The sequence below is a fragment of the Salipiger sp. D13 genome (genome assembly GCF_003703915.1).
Taxonomy (GTDB): Bacteria; Pseudomonadota; Alphaproteobacteria; order Rhodobacterales; family Rhodobacteraceae; genus Salipiger; species Salipiger profundus.
In genome coordinates this window covers 55,531-79,412 of the sequence record NZ_ML112591.1, presented here as the reverse complement: position 1 = coordinate 79,412, position 23,882 = coordinate 55,531, and the positions used below count along the sequence as shown (strand labels likewise).

Here is a 23,882-nt window from a genome sequence, read left to right as displayed (position 1 = left end):
CAGCCACGGAGGAGACGGTCCCGCACAACGGGCGGGGCTGGAGGAGCCAAGGGAGGGAACATGAAACTTACTGGACTGACGATGGCGGGCCTGCTTGTCGCAGGCGCGGCCTTTGCCAACACGGTCGTCCCGGACGAGGTCTCGTTCGGCGAGTATGGCGCCGTCGAGGCGTCGCTGAGCGGCACCGAGGGCAATGCCGACAAGGGCCGCGAGATATTCTCGACCAAGTCGATGGGCAATTGCGTGTCCTGTCACCAGGTTTCGCAGCTGTCCGACGTGCCCTTCCAGGGCGAGGTCGGCCCGCCGCTTGGCGGTGTCGGGGAATATCGCAGCGCGGCCGAGCTGCGCGGGATCGTGGCCAACGCCAAGATGACCTTCGAGGGCACGGTGATGCCGGCCTTCTACAAGACCAGCGGGTTCATCCGCCCGGGCGACGGCTACACCGGCAAGGCGGCGAAAGAGCCGATCGAGCCGATCCTGTCCGCCCAGGACATCGAGGACGTGGTCGCGTTCCTGATGACGCTGAAAGAAAACTGACCCCTTATCCAGGAGAAACGGAAACATGGACTTCACACGTCGTGAAACCCTGGCCGTCGGCGGTGCCGCGGCGCTGGTCGCCATGCTGCCGAAGGGCGCTTTCGCTGCCACCACCGAAGAGTGGATCGCCGAGTTCACCGGCGGGGCGGAGATGGCGGACTCGGGCATCGACCTGACCGCGCCGGAAATCGCAGAGAACGGCAACACGGTGCCGATCGAGGTCAGCGCCGAGGGCGCTTCTGAGATCCTCGTGCTCGCCACCGGCAACCCCACGCCGGGCGTCGCCAAGTTCGCCTTCGGCCCGCTTGCCGCGTCGCAATACGCCTCGACCCGCATCCGGCTTGCCGGAACGCAGGACGTCGTTGCCATCGCCAAGCTGGGCGACGGCTCGTTCGCCAAGGCAACCAAGACCGTCAAGGTGACCATCGGCGGCTGCGGCGGCTGATCGGTTCAACCCAGTTTCAGGAGACAGAAAACATGGCAGAAGGTGTCAAGCCCCGCGTCAAGGTCCCGCGCAAAGCCGGTGCCGGTGAAGCGGTCACCATCAAGACCCTCATCAGTCACCCGATGGAGTCGGGGCAGCGCAAGGACAGCGACGGCAACGTCATCCCGCGCTCGATCATCAACCGCTTCACCTGCGAGTTCAACGGCGAGAGCGTGATCGACGTGACGATGGAGCCGGCGATCTCGACCAACCCCTACTTCGAATTCGAGGCCACCGTGCCCGAGGCCGGGGAGTTCAAGTTCACCTGGTACGACGACGATGGCTCCGTCTACGAGGAGAGCAAGGCCATCGAAATCGGCTGAACGACAAGAACATGCCCTGTCCTGCAGAGGTGCGGGGCAGGGTTTCCAAGGGAGGGAACCTAAATGACATTCAGGACGATGACGGCCGCGGTCGCCATGCTGGCCCTGACCGCCCCGATCGTTTCGGCTGGCGGGGCGGATGACGACACGCTCACGATCAACGGCGATCTCGAGATCACCACCAAGGCCGAGGCAGCGCCGCATCTCGACGGCCACCTCGACGAGGTGATCTCGGGCTGGCACTTCCGGTCCGACGAGACGCAGGCGCTCGAAATGGACGACTTCGACAACCCCGGCATGATCTTCGTCGACCAGGCGATCGACAGCTGGAACACCGCCGAGGGCTCCGAGGACAAGTCCTGCGCGGATTGTCATGGCGATCCCGAGGAAATGGCCGGGGTCAAGGCCGTCTATCCCAAGTGGAACGAAGAGGCCGGCGAGGTCCGCACGCTGCAGATGCAGGTGAACGACTGCCGCGAGAACCGCATGGGCGCGGAGCCGTGGAAATACGACGCCGCCGCCGCGATCAACATGGAGGCGCTGCTGTCCTCGGTCTCGCGCGGGTTGCCGGTCAACGTGGCCATCGACGGCCCCGCCGCCGACACCTGGGAGAAGGGCAAGGAGATCTACTATACCCGTTACGGGCTTCTCGAACTGTCCTGCGCCAACTGCCACGAGCAGAACTACGGAAACTATATCCGGGCCGATCACCTCAGCCAGGGCCAGGTCAACGGCTTTCCCACCTACCGCCTGAAGAACGCCAAGCTCAACGGCATTCACTCGCGGTTCAAGGGCTGCGTGCGCGACACCCGCGCCGAGACCTTCAGCCCCGGCTCGCCCGAGTTCGTGGCGCTCGAGCTCTACGTCGCCTCGCGCGGCAACGGGCTTGATGTCGAAGGCCCCTCTGTCCGCAACTGATCCCATGTCACCCCGTGCGCGATCGCGTGCGGGGTGTCCTCGATACAATCCATTCACACATGCGCATGTGTGTCTAAATCAGTCAGAGAAAGATCCCTCCCATGATCTCCAGACGCGATTTTCTTCAGGTTTCCATGGCCGCTTCGGCGCTCGTGGGGGCCAGCGGCTTCGGTAACTGGGCGCGGCTCGCGGCCCAGCAGAGCCTGACGCAGGACCAGCTCCTGCAGTTCGATACCTTCGGAAACGTGTCGCTGATCCACGTCACCGACATCCATGCGCAGCTCAAGCCGATCTACTTCCGCGAGCCGGAAGTGAACATCGGCGTCGGCCCGAACAAGGGCGAGGTGCCGCATGTCACCGGTGCCGACTTCCGCAGGCTCTACGGCATCGACGACGGCTCGCCCTCGCATTACGCGCTGACCTACAACGACTTTTCGTCGCTGGCGAAGACCTACGGCCGGGTCGGTGGCATGGACCGCGTGGCCACCGTCATCAACGCCATCCGGGCCGACCGCCCCGACGCGCTGCTGCTCGATGGCGGCGACACGTGGCATGGCTCGATGACCTGCTACAAGACCGCCGGTCAGGACATGGTCAACGTGATGAACGCGCTGAAGCCCGACGCGATGACCTTCCACTGGGAGTTCACGCTGGGCTCGGAGCGGGTGCAGGAGATCGTCGAGGGGCTGCCCTTCGCCGCGCTCGGCCAGAACATCTTCGACGCCGAGTGGGACGAGCCGGCCGAGCTCTTCAAGCCCTACAAGTTCTTCGAGCGGGGCGGGGTCAAGATCGCCGTGATCGGCCAAGCCTTCCCCTACATGCCGATCGCCAACCCCGGCTGGATGTTCCCCGAATACAGCTTCGGGATCCGCGACGAGCACATGCAGGAGATGGTCGACGAGGTCCGCGCGCAGGGCGCCGAGCTGGTGGTCTGCCTGTCGCACAACGGCTTCGACGTCGACAAGAAGATGGCCGGCATCGTCAAGGGCATCGACGTGATCCTCACCGGTCACACTCACGACGCGCTGCCCGAGCCCGTGCTGGTGGGCGACACGATCCTGATCGCGTCGGGCTCGAACGGCAAGTTCGTGAGCCGCGTCGACCTCGACGTGCGCGACGGCCGGATGATGGGCTTCCGTCACAAGCTGATCCCGATCTTCTCCGACGTCATCGCGCCGGATGCCGAGATCACCAAGCTCATCGACGAGCAGCGCGCGCCGTTCAAGGCCGAGCTCGAGGAGGTGATCGGCCAGACCGATGATCTGCTATACCGCCGCGGCAACTTCAACGGCTCGTGGGACGACCTGATCTGCGACGCGCTGATGACCGAGCGCGAGGCCGACATCGCGATGTCGCCCGGCGTGCGCTGGGGGCCATCGCTGATCCCGGGCGACCCGATCACCCGCGAGGACATCTGGAACGTCACCTCGATGAGCTACGGCGAGGCCTACCGCACCGAGATGACCGGCGAGTTCATCAAGGTCGTGCTCGAGGACGTGGCTGACAACATCTTCAACCCCGACCCCTACTACCAGCAGGGCGGGGACATGGTCCGGATCGGCGGCATGGGCTACCGGATCGACATCACCAAGCCGCAGGGCGAGCGCATCTCGGACATGACGCTGCTCAAGACCGGCGAGCCGATCGACCCCGCGAAGAATTACGTGGTCGCGGGCTGGGCCTCGGTCAACGAGGGCACCGAGGGCCCGCAGATCTGGGACGTGGTGGAAAACCACATCAGGAAGATGGGCACCGTGACCGTGGCGCCCAACACGAGTGTCGAGGTGGTGGGCGTCTGAGCCCCCGCGCATCGAGAGGAGACAAACCCATGACGACAGACAAGAAAGGCATGTCCGCCTCGCGCCGTCAGTTCCTGACCGGCGCGGCAGCCGTGGGCGCTGGCACCGTCGCGGCGACCGTGAGCCGTGCGGCGGAACCGGATCCGCTCATCACCGAGGTTCAGCCCTGGGCGAGCGGTTTCGGCGATGGTGTCGATGCCACGCCCTACGGCCTGCCGATCCGCTTCGAGGATGACGTGATCCGCCGCAACGTGGAGTGGCTCACCGCCGACACGATCAGCTCGATCAACTTCACCCCGATCCACGCGCTCGACGGCACCATCACGCCCACCGGCTGCGCCTTCGAGCGGCACCACTCGGGCGCCATCGAGCTGAAAAAGGAAGACTACCGGCTGATGATCAACGGGCTCGTCGACAAGCCTCTGGTCTTCACCTACGCCGACCTCGAGCGCTTCCCGCGCGAGAACCACGTCTACTTCTGCGAGTGCGCGGCCAACACCGGCATGGAATGGGCCGGCGCACAGCTCAACGGCGCGCAGTTCACCCATGGCATGATCCACAACATGGAATACTCCGGCATTCCGTTGCGGACCCTGCTGAACGAGGCTGGCTATTCCGGCGAGGTCGAGGGCAAGTGGCTCTACGTCGAGGGCGCTGACGCGTCGTCGAACGGCCGCTCGATCCCGATGGAGAAGGCGCTCGACGACTGCCTGCTCGCGATCAAGGCCAACGGCGAGGCGCTGCGGAAAGAGCACGGCTATCCGGCCCGCCTCGTGGTGCCCGGCTGGGAAGGCAACATGTGGGTCAAGTGGATCCGCCGCATGGAAGTGATGGACGGGCCCGTCGAAAGCCGCGAGGAGACCTCGAAATACACCGACACGCTGGCCGACGGCACCTCGCGCAAGTGGACCTGGGTCATGGATGCCAAGTCCGTCGTGACCTCGCCCAGCCCGCAAATGCCGATCACCCACGGCCACGGCCCGGTGGTCATCACTGGCATGGCCTGGACCGGCCACGGCAAGATCAAGCGCGTCGACGTGTCGAAGGATGGCGGCAAGACCTGGGAGACCGCGCGTCTCGCCACCGATCCGGGCGACAAGTCGCTGACCCGCTTCTACCTCGACACCGAGTGGAACGGCGAGGAGTGGTTCCTGCAATCGCGCGCCATGGACGAAACCGGATACGTTCAGCCGACCAAGGCACAGCTCCGAGAGGTGCGCGGGCTGAACTCGATCTACCACAACAACTGCATCCAGACCTGGTGGGTGAAATCCAACGGGGAGGCCGAAAATGTCGAAGTCTCTTAATCTCTACCTCGGCACTGCCGCGGGCATCGCGGTGGTCCTCACCGCCGCCGTGAACTTCGCCGACCGAAACGTGGCGTCGTTTCCTGACAACCCGCGCAGGATGGCCGCGCTGCCGCAGCCCGAAGCCGAGCCGGCCGCGGTGACCGGTGGCGTGCTCGTCGGCGCGGCGCAGGCCGCGACCGCCGACGCCGATGCGACATTCGGGCTTGGTCGCGAAGCGCTGCCCGAGGAAGTGGCTGCCTGGAACCTCGACGTGAGCCCGGATGGTTCCGGTCTGCCCGAAGGTTCGGGCGACATCTGGACCGGCGAGGCGGTATTCGAGGAGAACTGCGCGGTCTGCCATGGCTCCTTTGCCGAGGGTGTCGACAACTGGCCGAAGCTCGCGGGCGGGCAGGGCAGCCTGGCCGACGAGGATCCGCTCAAGACTGTGGGCTCCTACTGGCCGTATCTCTCGACCGTGTTCGACTACGTGCATCGCTCGATGCCCTTCGGCAACGCGCAATCGCTCACGCCCGACGAGGTCTACGCGATCACCGCCTACATTCTCTACTCGAACGATCTCGTCGACGACGATTTCGAGCTGAGCAACGAGAACCTCGCCGAATTCGAGATGCCCAACGCCGACGGCTTCGTGGTCGATGACCGCGCCGAGACCGAATACACCAAGTGGCGCACCGAACCCTGTATGGAGAACTGCAAGGAAAACGTCGAGATCACCATGCGCGCCACCGTGCTGGACGTGACGCCGGACCAGGAGGGCGGTGATGCGATGGCCGAGGAGGCCGCCGCCGAAGAAGCCACCACGCCCGAGCAGGAGGCCGAGGTGGAAGAGGCCGCCACCGTCGCCGAGGAGGCCGCAGCCGACACGGAGACAGCGACGGCCGAGACCGAGGCAACGCAAGCGTCCGCGCCGATCGACGAAGAACTCGCCGCAGCGGGTGAGCGAGTCTTTCGCAAGTGCAAGGCCTGCCACCAGGTCGGTGAAGGCGCCAAGAACCGCACCGGTCCCGAGCTCAACGGTGTCGTCGGTCGCGACATCGCCGCGGTCGACGGGTTCAAGTATTCCAGAACGCTCGAAGAGATGGAGGGCGCCTGGACCAACGAGGAACTGCACGGCTTCCTTGCCGATCCGCGCGGTTATGCCAAGGGCACCAAGATGGCCTTTGCCGGCCTGAAGAAGACCGAGGATATCGACGCCGTCGTGGAGTATCTGCGCAGCTTCGATTGACCTTTGGGCGTCCGACGCCCTGCGGCGGACCTCGATCCAGACCCTGGCCCGGAGTGCTTCGGCATTCCGGGTCTTTTTCATTCTTGACGCCGGATGCGGCCTCCGACGCGGGTCGGGTATTCCGTAGTTGGCGACTGCCAGGCGAATGGGGCACCATGAATGTGGCGCCGAGGGGCGTCGGCACCGTCCGGTTTTAAGGGGCGGGGCCTCTTGAAACCTTTTCCGCCGTGGATTTCGCGGCAACCAATCGGAGCATTTCGCCATGACGTTTCGATCCCGCATTCTCTGGCTTGCTGGCCTTATCACACTGGCGGCCGCATTCGGCCTACTGCCCCGCGACGCCCCGACGGCAAAGCCACTGCCCAAGGCGGTCGGGTTCCGGCTCTGACAGCGGATTTCTCCCTCTTCTCGATGAGCGCGATCAGCGGGGAATGCATAGAGGGCGGACTCTGAAGAATCCGTAACCGGATGGCGGATAAATGCTGTCCGGACGAAACGCATTCTTCTCATTCCGCTCACTTTGGGCCTTTTCGCTCCGGCTGGATATACGCCTCCAACCGAGGGGCATTCCCCCGTCGCGACCGTCTCTCAGCTGGTTTCGCTGTCGCAGGCGCTCGAGGGTCTCGGATGAGATGTCGATCGCGCGGAAGCCGCGCGGTTGGCCGATATCGCCTTCGATCACCCCCGGGTTCTGGCGCACCTCTACGACAATAACGACAGCCTTTTCGTTCACGATCACAAGGTGAAACGCGGAGAGCAGACGTGACGCGAGCCGAATTAACGTCCTCTTTGCACCTGGCTGATAGGGCTCACGCATGCGCCGCGTTTCAGTCCCCCTCATCCTTGCCCTCCTCTTCGCGCTTCTACAGGCGGGCTGCGCCACGCCTCCGGACAGGTTGCCCCTGACCGGCGAAGCGGACCGCTCAGCACTGACGCGGGCGGTCATGAGGCTTGGAGTAAGCGTTGCTCCGGTCGAGGCAAGGCGCCTGTCCCTGGTGGCCTACGTCTATCCGAGAAAGCTTGCCCGTGGACTGACCGGATCTGATCCGCCGCTGGTGCTTTCGGACAAGGTTCACCTCGGGCTCAAACTGCCAGGGTTCTGTCTGGAGTGGGCGGAGGCGCTCTACATGCGCCTCTCGCGTGAGGCGTTCCGAACGCTCGAGGTCGACATGGCAATGTCGCCCGCCCGCCTCTGGCGGCCGTTCGAGCACAGCGGTGTCATGGTGCGCGCCTCGGGACGACCGTTCCGGAGCGGGCTTGTGCTCGATCCCTGCCGAGATGAAGGGTTGCTGCACTGGGCCCCCGCCGCGGATGACCGGCCATTTCGCTGGCAACCGCTTGAGCCGGTCCTCTGGGAGAAGAAATTCGGCCGAAAACCTTGGTGTGCGCGCGATCCGCTCGAAGCCGTGCTTCAGCGAGGGCAGGTGCCGTGACGGCGCACGCTCCGGTGATCGGGGTTGACCTGAGCGCCTACGGGTTCAGGTTTGGCGTGAGCCTTCGTGCCGGGGATCGGATGCGCAGGCGCGTTCGAAACTCTTCCGAGGTTCAAGGTCTCATGCCCCACGATCACCATCATCATCATGTGGATCCCGGTGCCGGCGACGGGCGGCTGTGGGGCGCGGTGGCCGTAAACCTTGGCCTCACGGTTGCACAGGTGATCGGTGGGATCGTTTCGGGCAGCCTCGCCATGATCGCCGATGCGCTGCACAACTTCTCCGACGCGATCTCGCTCATCATCGCGGTCGTCGCCCGCAAGATCGCGCGCCGTCCGGCAAGCTCCGACATGTCCTTCGGCTACGCGCGGGCCGAGGTGGTGGCCGCCCTGGTCAACTATACGACATTGATCGTGATCGGTTTCTACCTCGTGATGGAAGCGGTGCTGCGGTTCATCTCACCCGAGCCGGTCGAGGGATGGCTGGTCGTCATCATCGCCGGCGTCGCGCTTGCCGTCGATCTCGTGACGGCACTGCTCACCTGGACCATGTCGAAGGATAGCGTGAACATCCGTGCGGCCTTCCTGCACAACCTTGCCGACGCGCTCGGGTCGGTCGCGGTGATCGTCGCGGGCACCGTGATCATCCTCTTCGGCTGGACCTGGATCGACCCTCTCGTGACGCTGGTCATCGCCGGCTACATCCTGTGGATGGCGTTCTCGGAAATCGGTGGGGTGATCCGTATCCTGATGCTCGGCAGCCCGCCGGAAATGGCTCCGGGCGAGGTGTTGGAAGAGGCCGGCACGATCGAGGGAGTCGAGGGTCTGCACCGGGCACACCTGTGGCAGATCGACGAACATCGCGCCGCGCTGCAGGCGCATCTCGTGGTGCAGGAGGGAGCCTGGGGACAGGCTGACCACATCAAGACGGCGGTCAAGGAACGGCTCAAGACCAGGTTCGGCATCTCGCATGTGATGCTGGAACTTGAGTGCACCCGTCACGCGTGCCGGACCCCGGGGGACTGGGGTGACGCATGACAGAGGCCCGCTGGCCCTTGCGGCGGGCCATACCCGATACTAAGAATCTGGTAACGACCGATGACTAGGTATCACAGAACCATACAGGCAGGCGATTTATGAACGACCCCCACGAAATCTACATGAATACCCTCGTTCCCATGGTGGTCGAACAGACCAGCCGCGGCGAACGGGCCTACGACATTTTTTCGCGCCTGCTCAAGGAACGGATCATCTTCGTTTCCGGGCCGGTGCACGACGGCATGTCGAGCCTCATCGTGGCGCAGCTCCTGCACCTCGAGGCCGAGAACCCGTCCAAGGAAATCTCGATGTACATCAACAGCCCCGGCGGCGTGGTGACGAGCGGCCTGTCGATCTACGACACGATGCAGTACATCAAGCCAAAGGTCTCGACGCTGGTGATCGGCCAGGCGGCCTCGATGGGCTCGCTGCTGCTGGCCGCGGGCGCGCCTGACATGCGCTTCTCGCTGCCCAACAGCCGCATCATGGTGCACCAGCCCTCGGGCGGCTACCAGGGCCAGGCGACCGACATCATGATCCACGCCGAGGAAACGCTGAAGCTCAAGCGCCGCCTCAACGAGATCTACGTCAAGCACTGCGGCCGCACGCTCGAGGAAGTCGAACGCGCGCTTGAACGCGACAACTTCATGTCGCCGGAGCAGGCCAAGGACTGGGGTCTTATCGACGAGATCGTCGAAAGCCGCGAGGCAGCCGAAGAGGCGAAATCATAATCTCTTGTCCCGCCGCGACTGGCGGCGGGACATTTTCGGATTGTGGAGGACTGGGCGGTGTCCTATCCTCTGCTGAATCTAAGCAGCAAAATGGGCCTGGGGCTGGCATTCCGGCGCAGCCCTCGTGGGCAAGGCCTCGAAAGGTGTGATATGGCGACCAATAACGGCGGCGACAGCAAGAACACCCTCTACTGCAGCTTCTGCGGCAAGAGCCAGCACGAAGTCCGCAAGCTGATCGCGGGACCGACCGTTTTCATCTGCGACGAGTGCGTGGAACTCTGCATGGACATCATCCGTGAAGAGACGAAGGGTGCCGGTCTCAAGGCCTCCGAAGGTGTGCCGACCCCGCGTGAAATCTGTGAGGTGCTCGACGACTACGTGATTGGCCAGGCGATTGCCAAGCGCGTGCTCTCGGTCGCGGTGCACAACCACTACAAGCGTCTGAACCACTCGCAGAAGTCCTCGGACATCGAGCTGGCGAAGTCCAACATCCTGCTGATCGGCCCCACGGGTTGCGGCAAGACGCTGCTGGCGCAGACGCTGGCGCGTATCCTTGACGTGCCGTTCACCATGGCCGACGCGACCACGCTGACCGAAGCGGGCTATGTCGGCGAGGATGTCGAGAACATCATTCTCAAGCTGCTTCAGGCGAGCGAGTACAACGTCGAGCGCGCGCAGCGCGGCATCGTCTACATCGACGAAGTCGACAAGATCACCCGCAAGTCCGAGAACCCCTCGATCACCCGCGACGTGTCGGGCGAGGGCGTGCAGCAGGCGCTGCTCAAGCTGATGGAAGGCACCGTGGCCAGCGTGCCGCCGCAGGGCGGGCGCAAGCATCCGCAGCAGGAGTTCCTGCAAGTGGACACGACCAACATCCTGTTCATCTGCGGCGGCGCATTCGCGGGCCTCGACAAGATCATCGCGCAGCGCGGCAAGGGCTCGGCGATGGGGTTCGGCGCCGACGTGCGCGACCCGGACGCACGCGGCACTGGCGAGATCTTCCATGATCTCGAGCCCGAGGATCTGCTCAAGTTCGGCCTGATCCCGGAATTCGTCGGGCGCCTGCCGGTGCTCGCAACGCTCGAGGATCTCGACGAGGATGCGCTGGTCACCATCCTGACCCAGCCCAAGAACGCGCTGGTGAAGCAATACCAGCGTCTCTTCGAGATGGAGGATACCGAGCTCACCTTTACCGACGATGCGCTGTCTGCCATCGCCAAGAAGGCGATCGCGCGGAAGACCGGCGCACGTGGTCTGCGGTCCATTCTCGAGGAAATCCTGCTCGACACCATGTTCGAGCTGCCGGGTATGGACGAGGTGACCGAAGTGGTGGTGAACGAAGAGGCCGTGACCTCGGATGCCAAGCCGCTGATGATCTACGCCGACCAGAAAAAGGAAGGCACCTCGGCAAGCTGACGCCGAAGCCAGAATGAACACATGAGGCGGGGGAGACCCCGCCTTTTTTATTGTCTCGCAGACGGTTCCGTTCGGGTGGATTGCACCGGTTGCACGCTGGACCTTCCGCCCCGAAATCGCATATACGGGACAGGAAGATACCGAGGAGTCGTCCATGGGCATTCTGAACTCGCTCCTGAAAGCCGTGACCTGGTGGAACGGTGCCACGCTGAACACGATGATCTGGAGCAATCGCCACGGCACCCGTGTCGGCGAGGATGAGCAGGGCAACACCTTCTACCAGTCGAAGGATGGCAAGCGCCGCTGGGTCATCTACAACGGCGAGATCGAGGCGAGCCGCATCAGCCCCGACTGGCATGGCTGGCTGCACCACACCTTCGACGCACCGCCCACGGATCGGCCGCTGCCGCACAAGTCCTGGGAAAAGCCGCATATCGAGAACCTGACCGGCACCGCGCTGGCCTATGCGCCCAAGGGCTCGATCCGTCGCGAAGAGCCTGCACCGCGTCAGGACTACGAGGCGTGGAGCCCGGAATAACTGCATGACGACGTCTGCCACCGAGGTGCTGGTCGGCGGGGCCGTTCTGGCCGCCGCAATCGCATTCGGCGCCTACACGGTGACGTCGACGGGCTTCAGTTTCGGGGAAAGCGGCTATCCGCTCAGCGCCAGCTTCCGGTCGCTTGAAGGGGTGACCGTGGGCAGCGACGTTCGGCTGGCAGGGGTCAAGATCGGCACTGTCACGGACATCGCGCTGAACGCAGAGACCTATCGCGCGGACATGGCGTTGCGCATGAACGACGGGGTCCAGATCCCCGACGACAGCGCCATCGTCATCTCGTCCGAAGGGTTGCTTGGCGGAAATTTCGTCGAGATCAGCCCGGGAGGCTCGATGTTCTACTACGAGGCGGGGGACGAGATCCTCGACACGCAGGGCTCCGTGAGCCTGATCTCGCTGCTGCTCAAATACGTATCCGGGGGAAGCGGAGAATGATCAGGGCAACTGTCGCAGTCGTCATGGCACTTTGGGCCGGGATGCTCCCGGCTCAGGAAGCGGCCAGCACCGGCACGGGGGCAATCCTGCGCGGCCTCGACAAGCTCACCGGCCGCTCGACCGATATTGCCGTGATGAACGGCGAGACAGCCACATTCGGGCGTGTCGAGATCACGCTGGGGGAATGCCGCTACCCAGAGGGGGACCAGGCGGGCGATGCCTATGCCTTCCTGACCATCCGCGAGGCCGGAGAGCCCGAGCCCGTGTTTCGCGGCTGGATGATCGCATCGTCGCCCGCGCTGAACGCGCTGGACCACCAGCGTTACGACGTCTGGGCGTTGCGTTGCACCACAGCCTGACCGGACGCCGCGAGCGGCGTTCCGGCAAAATCTGCCTCATGTGAAAGCGCCTCGAGCAATCGGGCCCGATAGTCCGCCCGGTTGATCTCGATCCCGCCGAGCGACGCGAGATGCTCGGTCAGGAACTGAGTGTCGAACAGGCTGAAGCCTGCGCGGCGTAGCAAGTCGATCAGCCAGCACAGCGCGATCTTCGAGCCATCCCGGCGGCGCGAGAACATGGACTCCCCGCAGAAGGCGCCGCCCACCTCGAGTCCGTAGACACCGCCGGCCAGCTCTCCGTCCATCCAGACCTCGAGCGAATGAGCGATGCCGCGTTCGTGCAACTCGATGAAAAGCGATCGGATTTCCTGGTTGATCCAGGTCTCCTGGCGGTCTGCGCAGGCGTCGATCACGCCTTCGAAGTCCTGGTCCACGGTGACGCTGTAGTCGTCGCGCCTGAGGCGGCGCGCAAGGCTGCGCGAGATGTGCAAACCGTTCAGCGGGATGATCCCACGCTGGCGCGGATCGACCCAGAACAGCTCGGGATCGTCGCGGTGCTCGGCCATCGGGAAGATGCCCGAGCGATAGGCCCTCAGCAGGAGCTCGGGGGTGATGATGGTCATCCCCGGGCCCCCGCGGGCATGGGCTGCGGATATGCGCCGCGCCCCTCCATCACTCTCCCGAGAAAGGCTCCGTCGCGAGCCATTTCTCCAGCCAGTGGATGTTGTAGTCGCCCGTGTGGATCGCCTGTTCCTGAAGCAGCGCGTGGAACAGCGGGATGGTGGTATCCACGCCGTCGACGATCAGCTCGCCGAGCGCACGGTTGAGACGCGACAGCGCCTCGGTCCGGTCGCGCCCGTGCACGATGAGCTTGCCGATGAGGCTGTCGTAGTAGGGCGGGATCGAATAGCCCTGATAGAGCGCCGAATCCATCCGCACGCCAAGGCCGCCCGGGGCGTGATACTGGGTGATCTTGCCGGGGCAGGGGGAGAAGCTGGGAACGCGCTCGGCGTTGATCCGCACCTCGATGGCATGGCCGTTGATGAACAGGTCTTCCTGGCTGAACGACAGAGGGTAGCCCTCGGCCACGCGGATCTGCTCGCGCACGAGATCGACGCCGAAGATCGCCTCGGTGACCGGGTGCTCGACCTGCAGGCGGGTGTTCATTTCGATGAAGTAGAACTCGCCATCCTCGTAGAGGAACTCGATCGTGCCGGCGCCGGCGTAACCGAGATCGGCGATCGCCTTGGCGCAGGTGGCGCCGATGCGCGCGCGCTCTTCCTCGGTGATGCAGGGGCCGGGGGCTTCCTCGAACACCTTCTGATGGCGGCGCTGCAGCGAGCAGTCGCGCTCGCCCAGGTGCACCGCGTTGCCCTTGCCGTCGCCGAAGACCTGGATCTCGATGTGCCGCGGCTTCTGGAGGTACTTCTCGATGTAGACCTCGTCGTTGCCGAAGGCGGCCTTGCCCTCGGCCCGCGCGGTCTGGAAGGCGCGCTCCATCTCTTCTTCGTTGTGCGCGACCTTCATGCCGCGCCCGCCGCCACCGGCGGTGGCCTTGATGATCACCGGGTAGCCGAAGTCGCGACCGATCTGCTTGGCGGTCTCGACGTCGGGAACGCCGCCCTCGGAGCCGGGCACGCAGGGCACGCCGAGCGCCTTCATGGTGTCCTTCGCGGTGATCTTGTCACCCATGGTGCGGATATGCGCCGCCGAGGGGCCGATGAAGGTCAGGCCGTGATCCTCGACCATCTGCACGAAGCGCGCATTCTCGGAGAGGAAACCGTAGCCCGGGTGGATCGCCTGCGCGCCGGTGACTTCGCAGGCCGAGATGATCGCGGGCGGGCTCAGGTAGCTTTCGGGCGACGCGGCCGGACCGATGCAGATCGTCTCGTCGGCCATGCGCACGTGCATGGCGTCGGCATCGGCGGTCGAATGCACCGCGACGGAGGCGATGCCCATCTCGCGGCAGGCGCGGATGACGCGCAGCGCGATCTCGCCCCGGTTGGCGATGAGGATCTTGTCGAACATGGGGACCCCTTACTCGAGGATGACCAGGGGCGCGCCGTATTCGACGGGGGCGCCGTCCTCGACGAGGATGCGCTTCACGGTGCCCGCACGCGGGGCGGGAATGTGGTTCATTGTCTTCATCGCCTCGACGATGATCAGCGTGTCGCCTTCGCGAACCTGCTGGCCGACCGAGATGAACGAGGGCGCGCCCGGCTCGGGCTGCATGTAGACGGTGCCGACCATGGGCGAGGTCACGGCGCCGGGGTGCGCTGCGGGATCCTCGGGCATGGTTTCGGCCGCGGCGGGGGCGGCCGGAGCCGGAGCAACGGGCGCTGCTGCCGGAGCCGCAACGGCGGCGACCGGCGCGGCCTGCGGCGCCGCGCGGCTGACGCGCACGTTCAGACTGTCGTCTTCGCCGTAGTCACGTTTCACTTCCAGTTCGGTCAGCTCGTTCTCGCGGAGAAGTTCTGCCAATGCCTTGATGAAGGACACGTCGGCTTCGTGGGTGTCTTTGCTCATGCAATCCTCGCCGGTGATTTGCCGGGCCGATTTTTCCGTGGCCCCTAGATTGGGCGCTTATAGACAAAGCTTTTGGCCATGAAAAGCGACGGCAGCGCCGAAATGGCGGGCTTGCAGGTCATTCAGCTTGGCGCTCCGCGATCCGTGAACCGCGAAGAGCGGGGCCCGGGGCCAGGCGGACCCCAGGTGCGAATCAGGCCGGGTCGCGTGCTTCGGGCCGGAGTTGTATCGGCTCGTCGTCTTGCGGCTCACTGCTCGGCGCTGGCGGCTCTTCGTCCTTGGCCCGCGGATCCGGTCGGCGCCGCGACGCGGTGTCTTCTATCGCCGGACGTCGCCCCTCCGAGGCGTCGCTGTCCGGACCGTTCGCCCTGCGATCCTCTTGCAGCGATCTCGCCTGCTGCTCCAGAAGCGCCGAGATCTTGATTTGCATGATCGATGGTGGTGCGGTGTGGGCCTTCGGCTCGGGCTGGCCGCCGGGGGCATCATTCGATCCGGTGCCCGCCTTGGCCTGTTCCGAAATGGGTTGAACCCGGGTTTCGGCGGGCGGACCGTCCGGTGTTGCCGGAAGGCCCTGAGGATGCCCGGTGGCCAAAGGTGCCACCGCATGTGAAACACCTGTGAACTGCATGGATCTTCTCCATCAGAGACTGTGCCCCCACGACACGGATCATAGCATGTCAGGCAGTATCTGGCAGCGGAAACGTTCGAATTTTTCGGGGTTTTCCAAGACTTGGTAAACGGAAGCCTCGGGCTGCAAGAGGCAAGCGGCCCCCCGCTCAGGGAGGGCCGCTGTCGCATGGTCCAACGCGCGTTACTTGTTCGCGCGGTTTTCGATGAGGTCGTCGACGACGGATGGGTCGGCGAGGGTCGAGGTGTCGCCGAGTGCGCCGTAGTCGTTCTCGGCGATCTTGCGCAGGATGCGGCGCATGATCTTGCCCGAGCGGGTCTTGGGCAGGCCCGGGGCCCACTGGATGAGGTCGGGCGAGGCGATGGGGCCGATCTCGGTGCGGACCCAGGCGCGCAGTTCCTTGACCAGCTCGTCCGAGGGTTCGATGTCGTTCATCAGGGTGACGTAGCAGTAGATGCCCTGACCCTTCACCGGGTGCGGGTAGCCCACCACCGCAGCCTCGGCGACCTTGGAGTGCGCGACCAGCGCCGATTCCACCTCGGCGGTGCCCATGCGGTGGCCCGAGACGTTGATCACGTCGTCGACGCGCCCGGTGATCCAGAAGTCGCCGTCGGCATCCACCCGGCAGCCGTCGCCGGAGAAGTAGTAGCCCTTGTACTGCTGGAAATAGGTGCTCTCGAACCGCTCGTGATCGCCCCAGACGGTGCGCATCTGCCCCGGCCAGCTGTCGGCGATGGCCAGCACGCCCTCGGTCGGGAAGTCGTGGATCTCTTCGCCCGAGGTCGGCTCGAGCACCACGGGCTTCACCCCGAAGAACGGCTTCATCGCCGAGCCGGGCTTGGTCGCATGCGCGCCCGGCAGCGGGGTCATCAGGTGCCCGCCGGTTTCGGTCTGCCACCAGGTGTCGACGATCGGGCAGCGGCCCTGACCGACCTTGTCATTGTACCAGTTCCACGCCTCCGGGTTGATCGGTTCGCCCACGGTGCCCAGCACCTTGAGCGAGGATAGGTCGCATTTCGTTACGAATTCGTCACCCTGGCCCATCAGCGCGCGGATCGCGGTCGGCGCGGTGTAGAACTGGTTCACCTTGTGCTTCTCGCAGACCTGCCAGAAGCGGCTGGCGTCGGGGTAGGTGGGCACGCCCTCGAACATCAGCGTGGTGGCGCCGTTGGCGAGGGGGCCGTAGACGATGTAGCTGTGGCCGGTGACCCAGCCCACGTCGGCGGTGCACCAGTAGACGTCGCCCTCGTGGTAATCGAACACCACCTCGTGGGTGAGGGCGGTGTAAACCAAATATCCACCTGTGGAGTGCACAACCCCCTTGGGCTTGCCGGTCGAGCCCGAGGTATAGAGGATGAAAAGGGGATCTTCGGCGTTCATCGGGCGCGGCGGGCAGTCGGGCGCCGCGTGCTCCATGAGATAGTTGAGATCGACGTCGCGGCCGTCGATCCAGCTGGTCTGGTCGCCGGTGTGCTTGACGACGAGGCAGCGCACCTTGTCCGAGCAGTGCAGCAGCGCGGCGTCGGTGTTCGACTTCAGCGCGGTGCGGCGGCCGCCGCGCGGCGCGGTGTCGGCGGTGATGACGATCTTGGCGCCGCAGTCGTTGATGCGGTTGGCCAGCGCGTCGGGCGAGAAACCCGCGAAGACGATGGAGTGGATCGCGCCGATGCGCGCGCAGGCCAGCATGGCATAGGCGGCCTCGGGGATCATCGGCAGGTAGATGACGACGCGGTCGCCGCGCATGACGCCCTGGCTCAGCAGGACGTTGGCCATGCGGTTCACCTTGTCGTAGAGCTCGGCATAGGTGATGTGCTGCGCGGGGTCGCCCGGCTCGTCGGGCTCGAAGATGATCGCGGTCTGGTTGGCGCGGGCCGGCAGGTGCCGGTCGATGCAGTTGTAGGCGACGTTGAGCACGCCGTCCTCGTACCACTTGATGTCGACGTTGCCGAAATCGAAGCGGGTGTTCTTGATCTTCGTCGGCCGCGCCATCCACTCCAGCCGCTGCGCCTGCTCGGCCCAGAACCCCTCGGGGTCGCTGATCGAGCGCGCATACATCTCGTCATACGCCGCACCATCAACATGCGCGTGCGATACGAAATCGGAAGACGGGGGGTAGGTGGCCGCGTCGGTTTGAACGTCGTCTTTCATGAAGATCCTCCCTCGATCTCTGTCTCTCGTCTGCCGCAGCGCGGCATTTCCTGTCCCTGCTTGAATAATACGCGAGATCGAAAATTTTGGAATAACTATCGGTAAAGCATCATTTTATTTGTAAACAATTTTCGTTAGCGCACTTCTGTTTGTAAACAAAATTTGGATCTCAGAAAAATCCTGCGCGGTTTCAAGGGAATTTCGCCCAAACCGTGTAAAGCCCGGGGAGGCTGCGGACCTTCGGGCGAAGAGTGGCACGGTGCCAGCTCCGGGTGTGACAATATGCCGTGGTATACTTTGGTATGCTGGCGCGCCTGAAATGAGGGGCGAGCTGACGGTGTCGACTCGGGATCGGGGTTGCGCAAGCGGCGCGATCCTCTACGCTCGCGTCACGAAAAGGTGAAAATCACCGCGGACCGACAGATCCAAACGGGAGGACCAGCCACATGTCACGCATTTTCACGACGCTCTGCGTCGGCGCACTCACCACCGCCTTCGCCACCGAGGCGATGGCGACGGAATGGAACGTCTCGCTCTGGGGCAAGCGTCGCGCCTTCACCGAGCACATCCACAAGCTCGCGGAGCTCGTCGAGGAAAAGACCGACGGCGACTTTACCATGAACATCTCTTACGGCGGCCTGTCGAAGAACACCGAGAACCTCGACGGCATCTCGATCTTCGCCTTCGAGATGGCCCAGTTCTGCGCCGGCTACCACCCCGACAAGAACCGCGCGATCACCGTGCTCGAGCTGCCGTTCCTCGGGGTCGACACGCTCGAGGAAGAGGTTGCCGTCTCGAACGCGGTCTACGCCCATCCGGCGGTGCAGGAGGAAATGGCGCAGTGGTCGGCCAAGCTGCTGATGCCGACGCCGATGCCGCAGTACAACCTCGTCGGCACCGGCGAGCCGCGCAACGAGCTGGCGGACTTCGACGGCATGCGGGTGCGGGCGACGGGCGGTCTCGGCCGTGCCTTCGAGGCAGTCGGCGCCGTGCCGACCTCGATGACCGCGTCGGAAGTCTACCAGGCGATGGAATCGGGCGTCATCGACACCGCCGCCTTCGCCCAGCACGCGCACCTGAGCTTCGGCACCATCAACGAGGCCGACTGGTGGACCGCCAACCTCAACCCCGGCACGGTGAACTGTCCGGTGGTGGTGAACACCGACGCCTACGAATCGCTGTCGGATGCCGAGCGCGAGGCGCTCGACAGCTCCGTGCCCGAGGCGATCGACTACTACCTCGAGAACTACGGCGAGCTGCTCGCCAAGTGGGACAGCGTGCTCGAGGAGAAGGGTGTCGAGAAGGTGATGATCTCGGACGAGGAACTGGCGAAGTTCAAGGACATCGCCGGCACCCCCACGCATGAGGCGTGGATCGAGGAAATGGGCGCGCAGGGCCTGCCCGCGCAGGAGCTCTACGACCTCGTGACGAGCACCCTCGAGGAAACCCGCGCCTCCAACTGAGCGCGATCATGGGCAATGCGGCGCCCGGGGGAAGCTCCGGGCGCCGAGTGCATTTTCGGCCCCGGGCGGGACACGGGGCTTTCGGGACAGGAAAGGGACAGCCATGGCCGGACAGTCCGCCGTGCTCTCCGACGACACCACCATCAGCCGGCTCGACCGGACGCTCGAGCATCTCGAGCGGGCGATGGCCTTCATCTCGGGACTTGGGGCCTTCGCGCTCATGGTTCTCGCGGTGGTGTCGGTCGGAGGGCGAGAGTTCTTCAACGAGCCGCTGCGGGGCTATGTCGACTGGATCGAGGCGGCGATGCCGCTCATCGCGATCTTCGGCATCTCCTACGTGCAGCGCAACGGTGGGCATATCCGCATGGACATCCTGGTGGGCAAGCTGCACGGTCGGGCGCTGTGGCTCGCCGAACTGATCACCACCTTCGGGATCTTCGTGCTGATGGTCGGGCTGGTGTGGGGCACCTGGGCGCACTTCGACCGCAGCTTCGATTTCGCCGCGCCGATGTGGTCGCGCGATTCCACCATCGACCTCGGGCTGCCGATCTGGCCCGCCAAGCTGATCGTGCCGGTGGCCTTCTCGGTCATGGTGCTGCGGCTGGTGATCCAGCTGTGGGGCTACGGCCGGGCGCTGGTGCTGGGGCTCGAGGCGCCGCCGGCGGTGCCGCTGGTCCAGAGCGTCGCGGATCAGGCCGCGGCAGAGGCAGAGCATATCTCGGGGCATGACCAATGACATCCATCGAAATCGGCCTGTGGGTCACGGGCGGCCTTTTCCTCATGGTGGTGCTGGGCATGCGGGTGGCCTTTGCCGCGGGCCTGGCCGGGCTGCTGGGGCTTGTCTGGATCTTCTGGGAGAAACGCGACTACGATCCCGAGATGATGGGCTGGGCGATCTCGGTCGCGGTCAAGACGGCGGGGCAGGTGCCCCACGGCAAGGTCGCGAGCCAGGCGCTGAGCCTCATCCCGACCTTCATCCTGATCGGCTACCTCGCCTATTACGCGGGGCTCACCAAGGCGCTGTTCGAGGCTGCCAAGCGCTGGCTGGCGTGGGTGCCAGGCGGGCTTGCGGTCTCGACCGTCTTCGCCACGGCGGGTTTCGCGGCGGTCTCGGGCGCCTCGGTGGCAACCTCGGCGGTCTTCGCCCGCATCGCGATCCCCGAGATGCTCAAGATCGGCTACGACAAGCGCTTCGCGGCGGGCGTCGTGGCGGCGGGCGGCACGCTGGCCTCGCTCATCCCGCCCTCGGCGATCCTCGTGATCTATGCCATCATCGTCGAGCAGGACGTGGGCAAGCTGCTGCTGGCGGGCTTCGTGCCGGGCGCCTTCTCGGCGGTGGTCTACGGAGCGCTGATCATCGGCCTCGCGATGACGATCAAGGGCTTCGGCCCGCCGGTGCGCGGCTTCACCTGGGGCCAGCGCTTCGCATCGCTGCCGCCGGCGCTGCCCATCGTGGCGGTGGTCGTGATCATCATCTTCTTCGTCTACAACCCTTTCGGCGATGCTTGGGGCACGCCCACCGAGGGCGGGGCGGTCGGTGCCTTCATCATCTTCGTGATGGCGCTGCTGCACGGGATGCGCGGCGCCGAGCTGAAGGATGCGCTGATCGAGACCGCGAAACTGTCGATCATGATCTTCACGATCATCTGGGGCGTGCTGATCTACGTGCGGTTCCTCGGCTTCGCGGACTTGCCCTCGGCCTTCGCGGACTGGATTTCGTCGCTGCACTACCCGCCGATGGTGATCCTGATCTGCATCCTGCTGGCCTACGCGGTGCTGGGCATGTTCATGGACGCCATCGGGATGCTGCTGCTGACCCTGCCGGTCGTCTACCCGGCGGTCATGGCGCTGAACGGGGGCGAGGACGTGGCCGCCGTCGACAGCACCTTCGGCATGTCCGGCGAGATGTGCGCGGTGTGGTTCGGCATCCTCGTGGTGAAGATGGCCGAGTTCTGCCTGATCACGCCGCCCATCGGGCTCAACTGCTTCGTGGTTGCGGGCGTGCGCCCGGACCTGTCGGTGCAGGACGTGTTCCGGGGCGTGACGCCGTTCTTCATCGCGGACGCGGTGACCATCGCGTTGCTGGTGGCCTTCCCGTCGATCGTGCTCTGGCTGCCGTCTCTGGCATGAGCCGCATCGACGGCGGACTCCTTCGACCCTGACCGGCGCAAGGAGGGCGGCGGCGCAGACCGGGGAACCGGCGCGCCGCCACCGCGCGTTCGAGCGGCTTGGCCGGGTGTCAAGGGCCTTTCCGCCGGGGTGGAACCTTTTTCTCTTCAGCTGCGTTGAGAAGCAGAACCGCCGGCGAGGGCGCGGGCGGGCCACATTATCAGGAAGTCATGACAGGCGGGTGCGCGGACAGCGCTCCCGGCGGGGGCGTCAGGCCACCGCACGCTGACGTCATGTCTTCCGCGCAGTTAAGGAGACTTCGCAATGGAGTTCATTCTCGGTTTCATCGTTCTCGTGCTCGACATCTGGGCCATCGTGTCGATCCTCAGCTCCGGCGCAAGCACCGGGTCCAAGGTGCTCTGGGTGCTGCTCATCCTTATCCTGCCGGTCCTTGGCTTCATCATCTGGCTCATCGCAGGGCCGAAATCCGCGCGGTCACCCGCCTGACGCATTCATGCCGGCCCCTCCCGGGCCGGCCCCATCGGAGGACATAGCAATGCTTTACTGGGCCATTCTCTTCTTCGTTGTCGCCATCGTCGCAGCGGTCTTCGGCTTCGGCGGGATCGCCTCGGCATCGGCCGGGATCGCACAGATCCTGTTCTTCATCTTCCTCGTGCTGTTCGTGGTCGCGATCGTCATGCGGCTCGTGCGCAAGGCGTGACGCTGGAACGACAGAAGCCGCAGCCTGAAAAGGCCGCGGCTTTCAGACCCCGGTAAGGGGGTGCGCAAGAAGGCGAAATTCCTCAGGCTTTGAGGGTCTCGGTGGACGAGAAGAACATTGCCTGGCTCACCGCCGAACTCACCTGCTCTTCGGAGTAGGGCTTCGAGATCAGGAAGGCGGGTTCCGGTCGTTCGCCGGTAAGAAGACGCTCGGGGAAGGCAGTGATGAAGATCACCGGACGGTCGCCGAGTTCTCCGAGGATGTCGTTCACCGCGTCGATGCCCGAGGAGTTGTCGGCAAGCTGGATGTCGGCAAGGATGAGATCCGGCTTTTCCTTCTTGGCGAGGTCGATAGCAGCGTCGCGAGTACGTGCGACACCGGTAACGCGGTGGCCGAGGTCGGCAACGATGCTTTCGAGGTCCATCGCGATGATGGCTTCGTCCTCGATGATGAGCACGCGGCCCGAGACGGCGTCGGCCATTTCCTGGCGGGCAAGGCTCACGAGCTGTTGCGCTTCGCTGTGTTCGATCTGCATGATCTCGGATACTTCGTCGAGGGTGAAGTCCTCGATCGTGTGCAGCAGCAGGGCCTCGCGGCTGTTGGTGGTGAGTTTCGAAAGCCGTGCCTGCGCCTTGGCGAGCGCGCCCGTGCCTTCGTCGACGACCGGCGCGCCGGTGGTGATCCAGATACCGTGGAAGACGCGGAAGAGGCCGACCTTCGCGGAACTCGACTCCGCCGCGGTGCTGCGATCGGCGAGAATGGCCTCCAGCGTTGCGGCGGCATAATTGTCGCCGGTGGTCTGACTGCCCGTCAGAGCGCGTGCATAACGCCGAAGATACGGAAGCGCTGCTCCAATGGCCTGACTCAGGTCACCCGTTGTCATATCAAACGTCCTTTTTTCGATTTTTTCGGGAACCAAACGTTCAGATGCCGCATTGGTTCCTGACAACGGGAAAATAATGTTCGGGCGCGGCAGAAAAAAGAGCAAGGAACAAGATGGGTCACACGCGGAGAAAAGAGAATGGGTCAGAGGCGATCGACGAGAACCTGAAGCGGGTTTACGAAGACATGCTTGACGAAAAGGTTCCAGATCGGTTCCTCGACCTGATCGCCCAGCTACGGGCGCAAGACGATCAGGACGACTCGTCCGGCGGAGAGGCGAAATGAGCGATGATCCCCGCGACGAAATCGTCGAACACCTGCCGGCGCTGCGAGCTTTCGCGCTCTCGCTGACGCGCAACGGCGCGGTGGCCGACGACATGGTTCAGGACACGCTGGTCAAGGCGTGGTCCAAGATCAACACGTTCGAGAAGGGCACGAACATGCGTGCCTGGCTCTTCACCATTCTGCGCAACACCTACTACTCGAACCGCCGCAAGGCGGGGCGCGAGGTGTCGGATGCCGAGGGTATCTTCACCGAGAGCCTGTCCGAGAAGCCGGCGCACGACGGGCGTCTGCAGATGGCCGATTTCCGTCGCGCCTTCGTAAAGCTGACCGACGAACAGCGCGAAGCGTTGATCCTTGTCGGCGCGCAGGGTTTCTCCTACGAAGACGCTGCCGAGACCTGCGGGGTCGCGGTCGGCACGATCAAGAGCCGCGTGAACCGCGCGCGTGCAAGATTGTCCGAACTCCTGCACCTCGAGGGTGAAGAGGGGCTCGAGATGACGGACCAGGCGACAATGGCCGTGGTTTCCGGCGGACGTCCGGCCGCCCGGTAAGCCGAAGGGCGCTGGCTGCGCCCTCG

General features: G+C 64.6%; 27 protein-coding genes. 21 read left to right on the top strand and 6 right to left on the bottom strand.

Going from position 1 to position 23,882, the window contains the following annotated elements:
* The first annotated feature begins 60 nt into the window (after positions 1-60).
* From soxX to D6860_RS04590, 14 genes are all read left to right on the top strand, one after another.
* A complete protein-coding gene (soxX, locus tag D6860_RS04655) occupies positions 61-537 on the top strand; it encodes a sulfur oxidation c-type cytochrome SoxX (protein WP_076622382.1) in 477 nt (158 codons plus the stop codon).
* A 25-nt stretch (positions 538-562) separates the two neighbouring features.
* Positions 563-982, top strand: a complete 420-nt coding sequence (soxY, locus tag D6860_RS04650) for a thiosulfate oxidation carrier protein SoxY (RefSeq protein ID WP_076622381.1) — start codon at positions 563-565, stop codon at positions 980-982.
* Between the two features lie 32 nt (positions 983-1,014).
* Positions 1,015-1,344, top strand: a complete 330-nt coding sequence (soxZ, locus tag D6860_RS04645; RefSeq protein ID WP_076622380.1) for a thiosulfate oxidation carrier complex protein SoxZ — start codon at positions 1,015-1,017, stop codon at positions 1,342-1,344.
* Between the two features lie 63 nt (positions 1,345-1,407).
* Complete coding sequence (gene soxA, locus D6860_RS04640; protein WP_076622379.1) at positions 1,408-2,262, top strand: sulfur oxidation c-type cytochrome SoxA; 855 nt, start codon at positions 1,408-1,410, stop codon at positions 2,260-2,262.
* A gap of 101 nt (positions 2,263-2,363) precedes the next feature.
* Positions 2,364-4,061, top strand: coding sequence for a thiosulfohydrolase SoxB (gene soxB, locus D6860_RS04635; protein ID WP_076622378.1), 1,698 nt, complete (start codon positions 2,364-2,366; stop codon positions 4,059-4,061).
* Positions 4,062-4,090: 29 nt separating this feature from the next.
* A complete protein-coding gene (soxC, locus tag D6860_RS04630) occupies positions 4,091-5,368 on the top strand; it encodes a sulfite dehydrogenase (RefSeq protein WP_076622377.1) in 1,278 nt (425 codons plus the stop codon).
* Positions 5,352-6,596 carry a c-type cytochrome gene (locus tag D6860_RS04625; RefSeq protein WP_076622376.1) on the top strand — a complete coding sequence of 415 codons (1,245 nt, stop codon included), beginning with the start codon at positions 5,352-5,354 and terminating at the stop codon, positions 6,594-6,596. The genes soxC and D6860_RS04625 overlap by 17 nt, the downstream gene beginning before the upstream one ends.
* An 896-nt stretch (positions 6,597-7,492) precedes the next feature.
* A complete protein-coding gene (locus D6860_RS04620; RefSeq protein ID WP_128549220.1) occupies positions 7,493-8,029 on the top strand; it encodes a hypothetical protein in 537 nt (178 codons plus the stop codon).
* Between the two features lie 122 nt (positions 8,030-8,151).
* On the top strand, positions 8,152-9,066 hold the full coding sequence (locus tag D6860_RS04615; RefSeq protein WP_076622374.1) for a cation diffusion facilitator family transporter: 915 nt from the start codon (positions 8,152-8,154) through the stop codon (positions 9,064-9,066).
* A 98-nt stretch (positions 9,067-9,164) separates the two neighbouring features.
* Positions 9,165-9,797 carry an ATP-dependent Clp protease proteolytic subunit gene (locus D6860_RS04610; protein ID WP_017467499.1) on the top strand — a complete coding sequence of 211 codons (633 nt, stop codon included), beginning with the start codon at positions 9,165-9,167 and terminating at the stop codon, positions 9,795-9,797.
* 150 nt (positions 9,798-9,947) lie between these two features.
* A complete protein-coding gene (gene clpX, locus D6860_RS04605; protein ID WP_076622373.1) occupies positions 9,948-11,213 on the top strand; it encodes an ATP-dependent Clp protease ATP-binding subunit ClpX in 1,266 nt (421 codons plus the stop codon).
* A 154-nt stretch (positions 11,214-11,367) separates the two neighbouring features.
* A complete protein-coding gene (locus D6860_RS04600; RefSeq protein WP_076622372.1) occupies positions 11,368-11,751 on the top strand; it encodes an NADH:ubiquinone oxidoreductase subunit NDUFA12 in 384 nt (127 codons plus the stop codon).
* Between the two features lie 4 nt (positions 11,752-11,755).
* A complete protein-coding gene (gene mlaD / locus D6860_RS04595) occupies positions 11,756-12,205 on the top strand; it encodes an outer membrane lipid asymmetry maintenance protein MlaD (RefSeq protein WP_076622371.1) in 450 nt (149 codons plus the stop codon).
* Positions 12,202-12,564, top strand: coding sequence for a DUF2155 domain-containing protein (locus D6860_RS04590; RefSeq protein WP_076622370.1), 363 nt, complete (start codon positions 12,202-12,204; stop codon positions 12,562-12,564). The genes mlaD and D6860_RS04590 overlap by 4 nt, the downstream gene beginning before the upstream one ends.
* On the opposite strand, the gene aat is transcribed toward D6860_RS04590, so the two are convergent.
* From aat to acs, 5 genes are all read right to left on the bottom strand, one after another.
* Positions 12,528-13,166 (bottom strand): leucyl/phenylalanyl-tRNA--protein transferase, encoded by a 639-nt coding sequence (gene aat / locus D6860_RS04585; RefSeq protein WP_017469317.1) that lies wholly within the window; start codon positions 13,164-13,166, stop codon positions 12,528-12,530. The two genes, D6860_RS04590 and aat, sit on opposite strands and share 37 nt — an antisense overlap.
* Before the next feature lie 49 nt (positions 13,167-13,215).
* A complete protein-coding gene (accC, locus tag D6860_RS04580) occupies positions 13,216-14,571 on the bottom strand; it encodes an acetyl-CoA carboxylase biotin carboxylase subunit (RefSeq protein ID WP_076622369.1) in 1,356 nt (451 codons plus the stop codon).
* Between the two features lie 9 nt (positions 14,572-14,580).
* On the bottom strand, positions 14,581-15,069 hold the full coding sequence (gene accB / locus D6860_RS04575) for an acetyl-CoA carboxylase biotin carboxyl carrier protein (protein ID WP_076622368.1): 489 nt from the start codon (positions 15,067-15,069) through the stop codon (positions 14,581-14,583).
* A 193-nt stretch (positions 15,070-15,262) separates the two neighbouring features.
* Entirely contained in the window at positions 15,263-15,697 is a 435-nt protein-coding gene (locus tag D6860_RS04570) for a hypothetical protein (protein ID WP_128549219.1), read from the bottom strand.
* 183 nt (positions 15,698-15,880) lie between these two features.
* The gene (gene acs / locus D6860_RS04565; protein WP_128549218.1) at positions 15,881-17,845 is read right to left on the bottom strand and encodes an acetate--CoA ligase; all 1,965 of its coding nucleotides are present in this window, start codon (positions 17,843-17,845) and stop codon (positions 15,881-15,883) included.
* A gap of 446 nt (positions 17,846-18,291) precedes the next feature.
* On the opposite strand from acs, the gene D6860_RS04560 reads away from it, so the two are divergent.
* From D6860_RS04560 to D6860_RS04540, 5 genes are all read left to right on the top strand, one after another.
* Complete coding sequence (locus D6860_RS04560) at positions 18,292-19,308, top strand: C4-dicarboxylate TRAP transporter substrate-binding protein (RefSeq protein WP_076624952.1); 1,017 nt, start codon at positions 18,292-18,294, stop codon at positions 19,306-19,308.
* A gap of 103 nt (positions 19,309-19,411) precedes the next feature.
* On the top strand, positions 19,412-20,044 hold the full coding sequence (locus D6860_RS04555; RefSeq protein WP_076624951.1) for a TRAP transporter small permease subunit: 633 nt from the start codon (positions 19,412-19,414) through the stop codon (positions 20,042-20,044).
* A complete protein-coding gene (locus D6860_RS04550; RefSeq protein ID WP_076624950.1) occupies positions 20,041-21,438 on the top strand; it encodes a TRAP transporter large permease in 1,398 nt (465 codons plus the stop codon). The genes D6860_RS04555 and D6860_RS04550 overlap by 4 nt, the downstream gene beginning before the upstream one ends.
* Positions 21,439-21,741: 303 nt before the next feature.
* Entirely contained in the window at positions 21,742-21,924 is a 183-nt protein-coding gene (locus tag D6860_RS04545; protein WP_017467104.1) for a PLDc N-terminal domain-containing protein, read from the top strand.
* A gap of 49 nt (positions 21,925-21,973) precedes the next feature.
* Positions 21,974-22,138 (top strand): DUF1328 domain-containing protein, encoded by a 165-nt coding sequence (locus D6860_RS04540; protein ID WP_017467103.1) that lies wholly within the window; start codon positions 21,974-21,976, stop codon positions 22,136-22,138.
* 82 nt (positions 22,139-22,220) lie between these two features.
* Here the strand turns inward: D6860_RS04540 and D6860_RS04535 are convergent, their stop codons facing one another.
* Entirely contained in the window at positions 22,221-23,021 is an 801-nt protein-coding gene (locus tag D6860_RS04535; protein ID WP_017467102.1) for a response regulator, read from the bottom strand.
* A gap of 113 nt (positions 23,022-23,134) precedes the next feature.
* Here D6860_RS04535 and D6860_RS25180 point away from each other — a divergent pair, with 113 nt between their 5' ends.
* Complete coding sequence (locus D6860_RS25180; protein WP_017467101.1) at positions 23,135-23,305, top strand: NepR family anti-sigma factor; 171 nt, start codon at positions 23,135-23,137, stop codon at positions 23,303-23,305.
* Positions 23,302-23,856, top strand: coding sequence for an RNA polymerase sigma factor (locus D6860_RS04530; RefSeq protein WP_017467100.1), 555 nt, complete (start codon positions 23,302-23,304; stop codon positions 23,854-23,856). Before D6860_RS25180 ends, D6860_RS04530 begins: the two co-directional genes overlap by 4 nt.
* Positions 23,857-23,882: the final 26 nt, after the last annotated feature.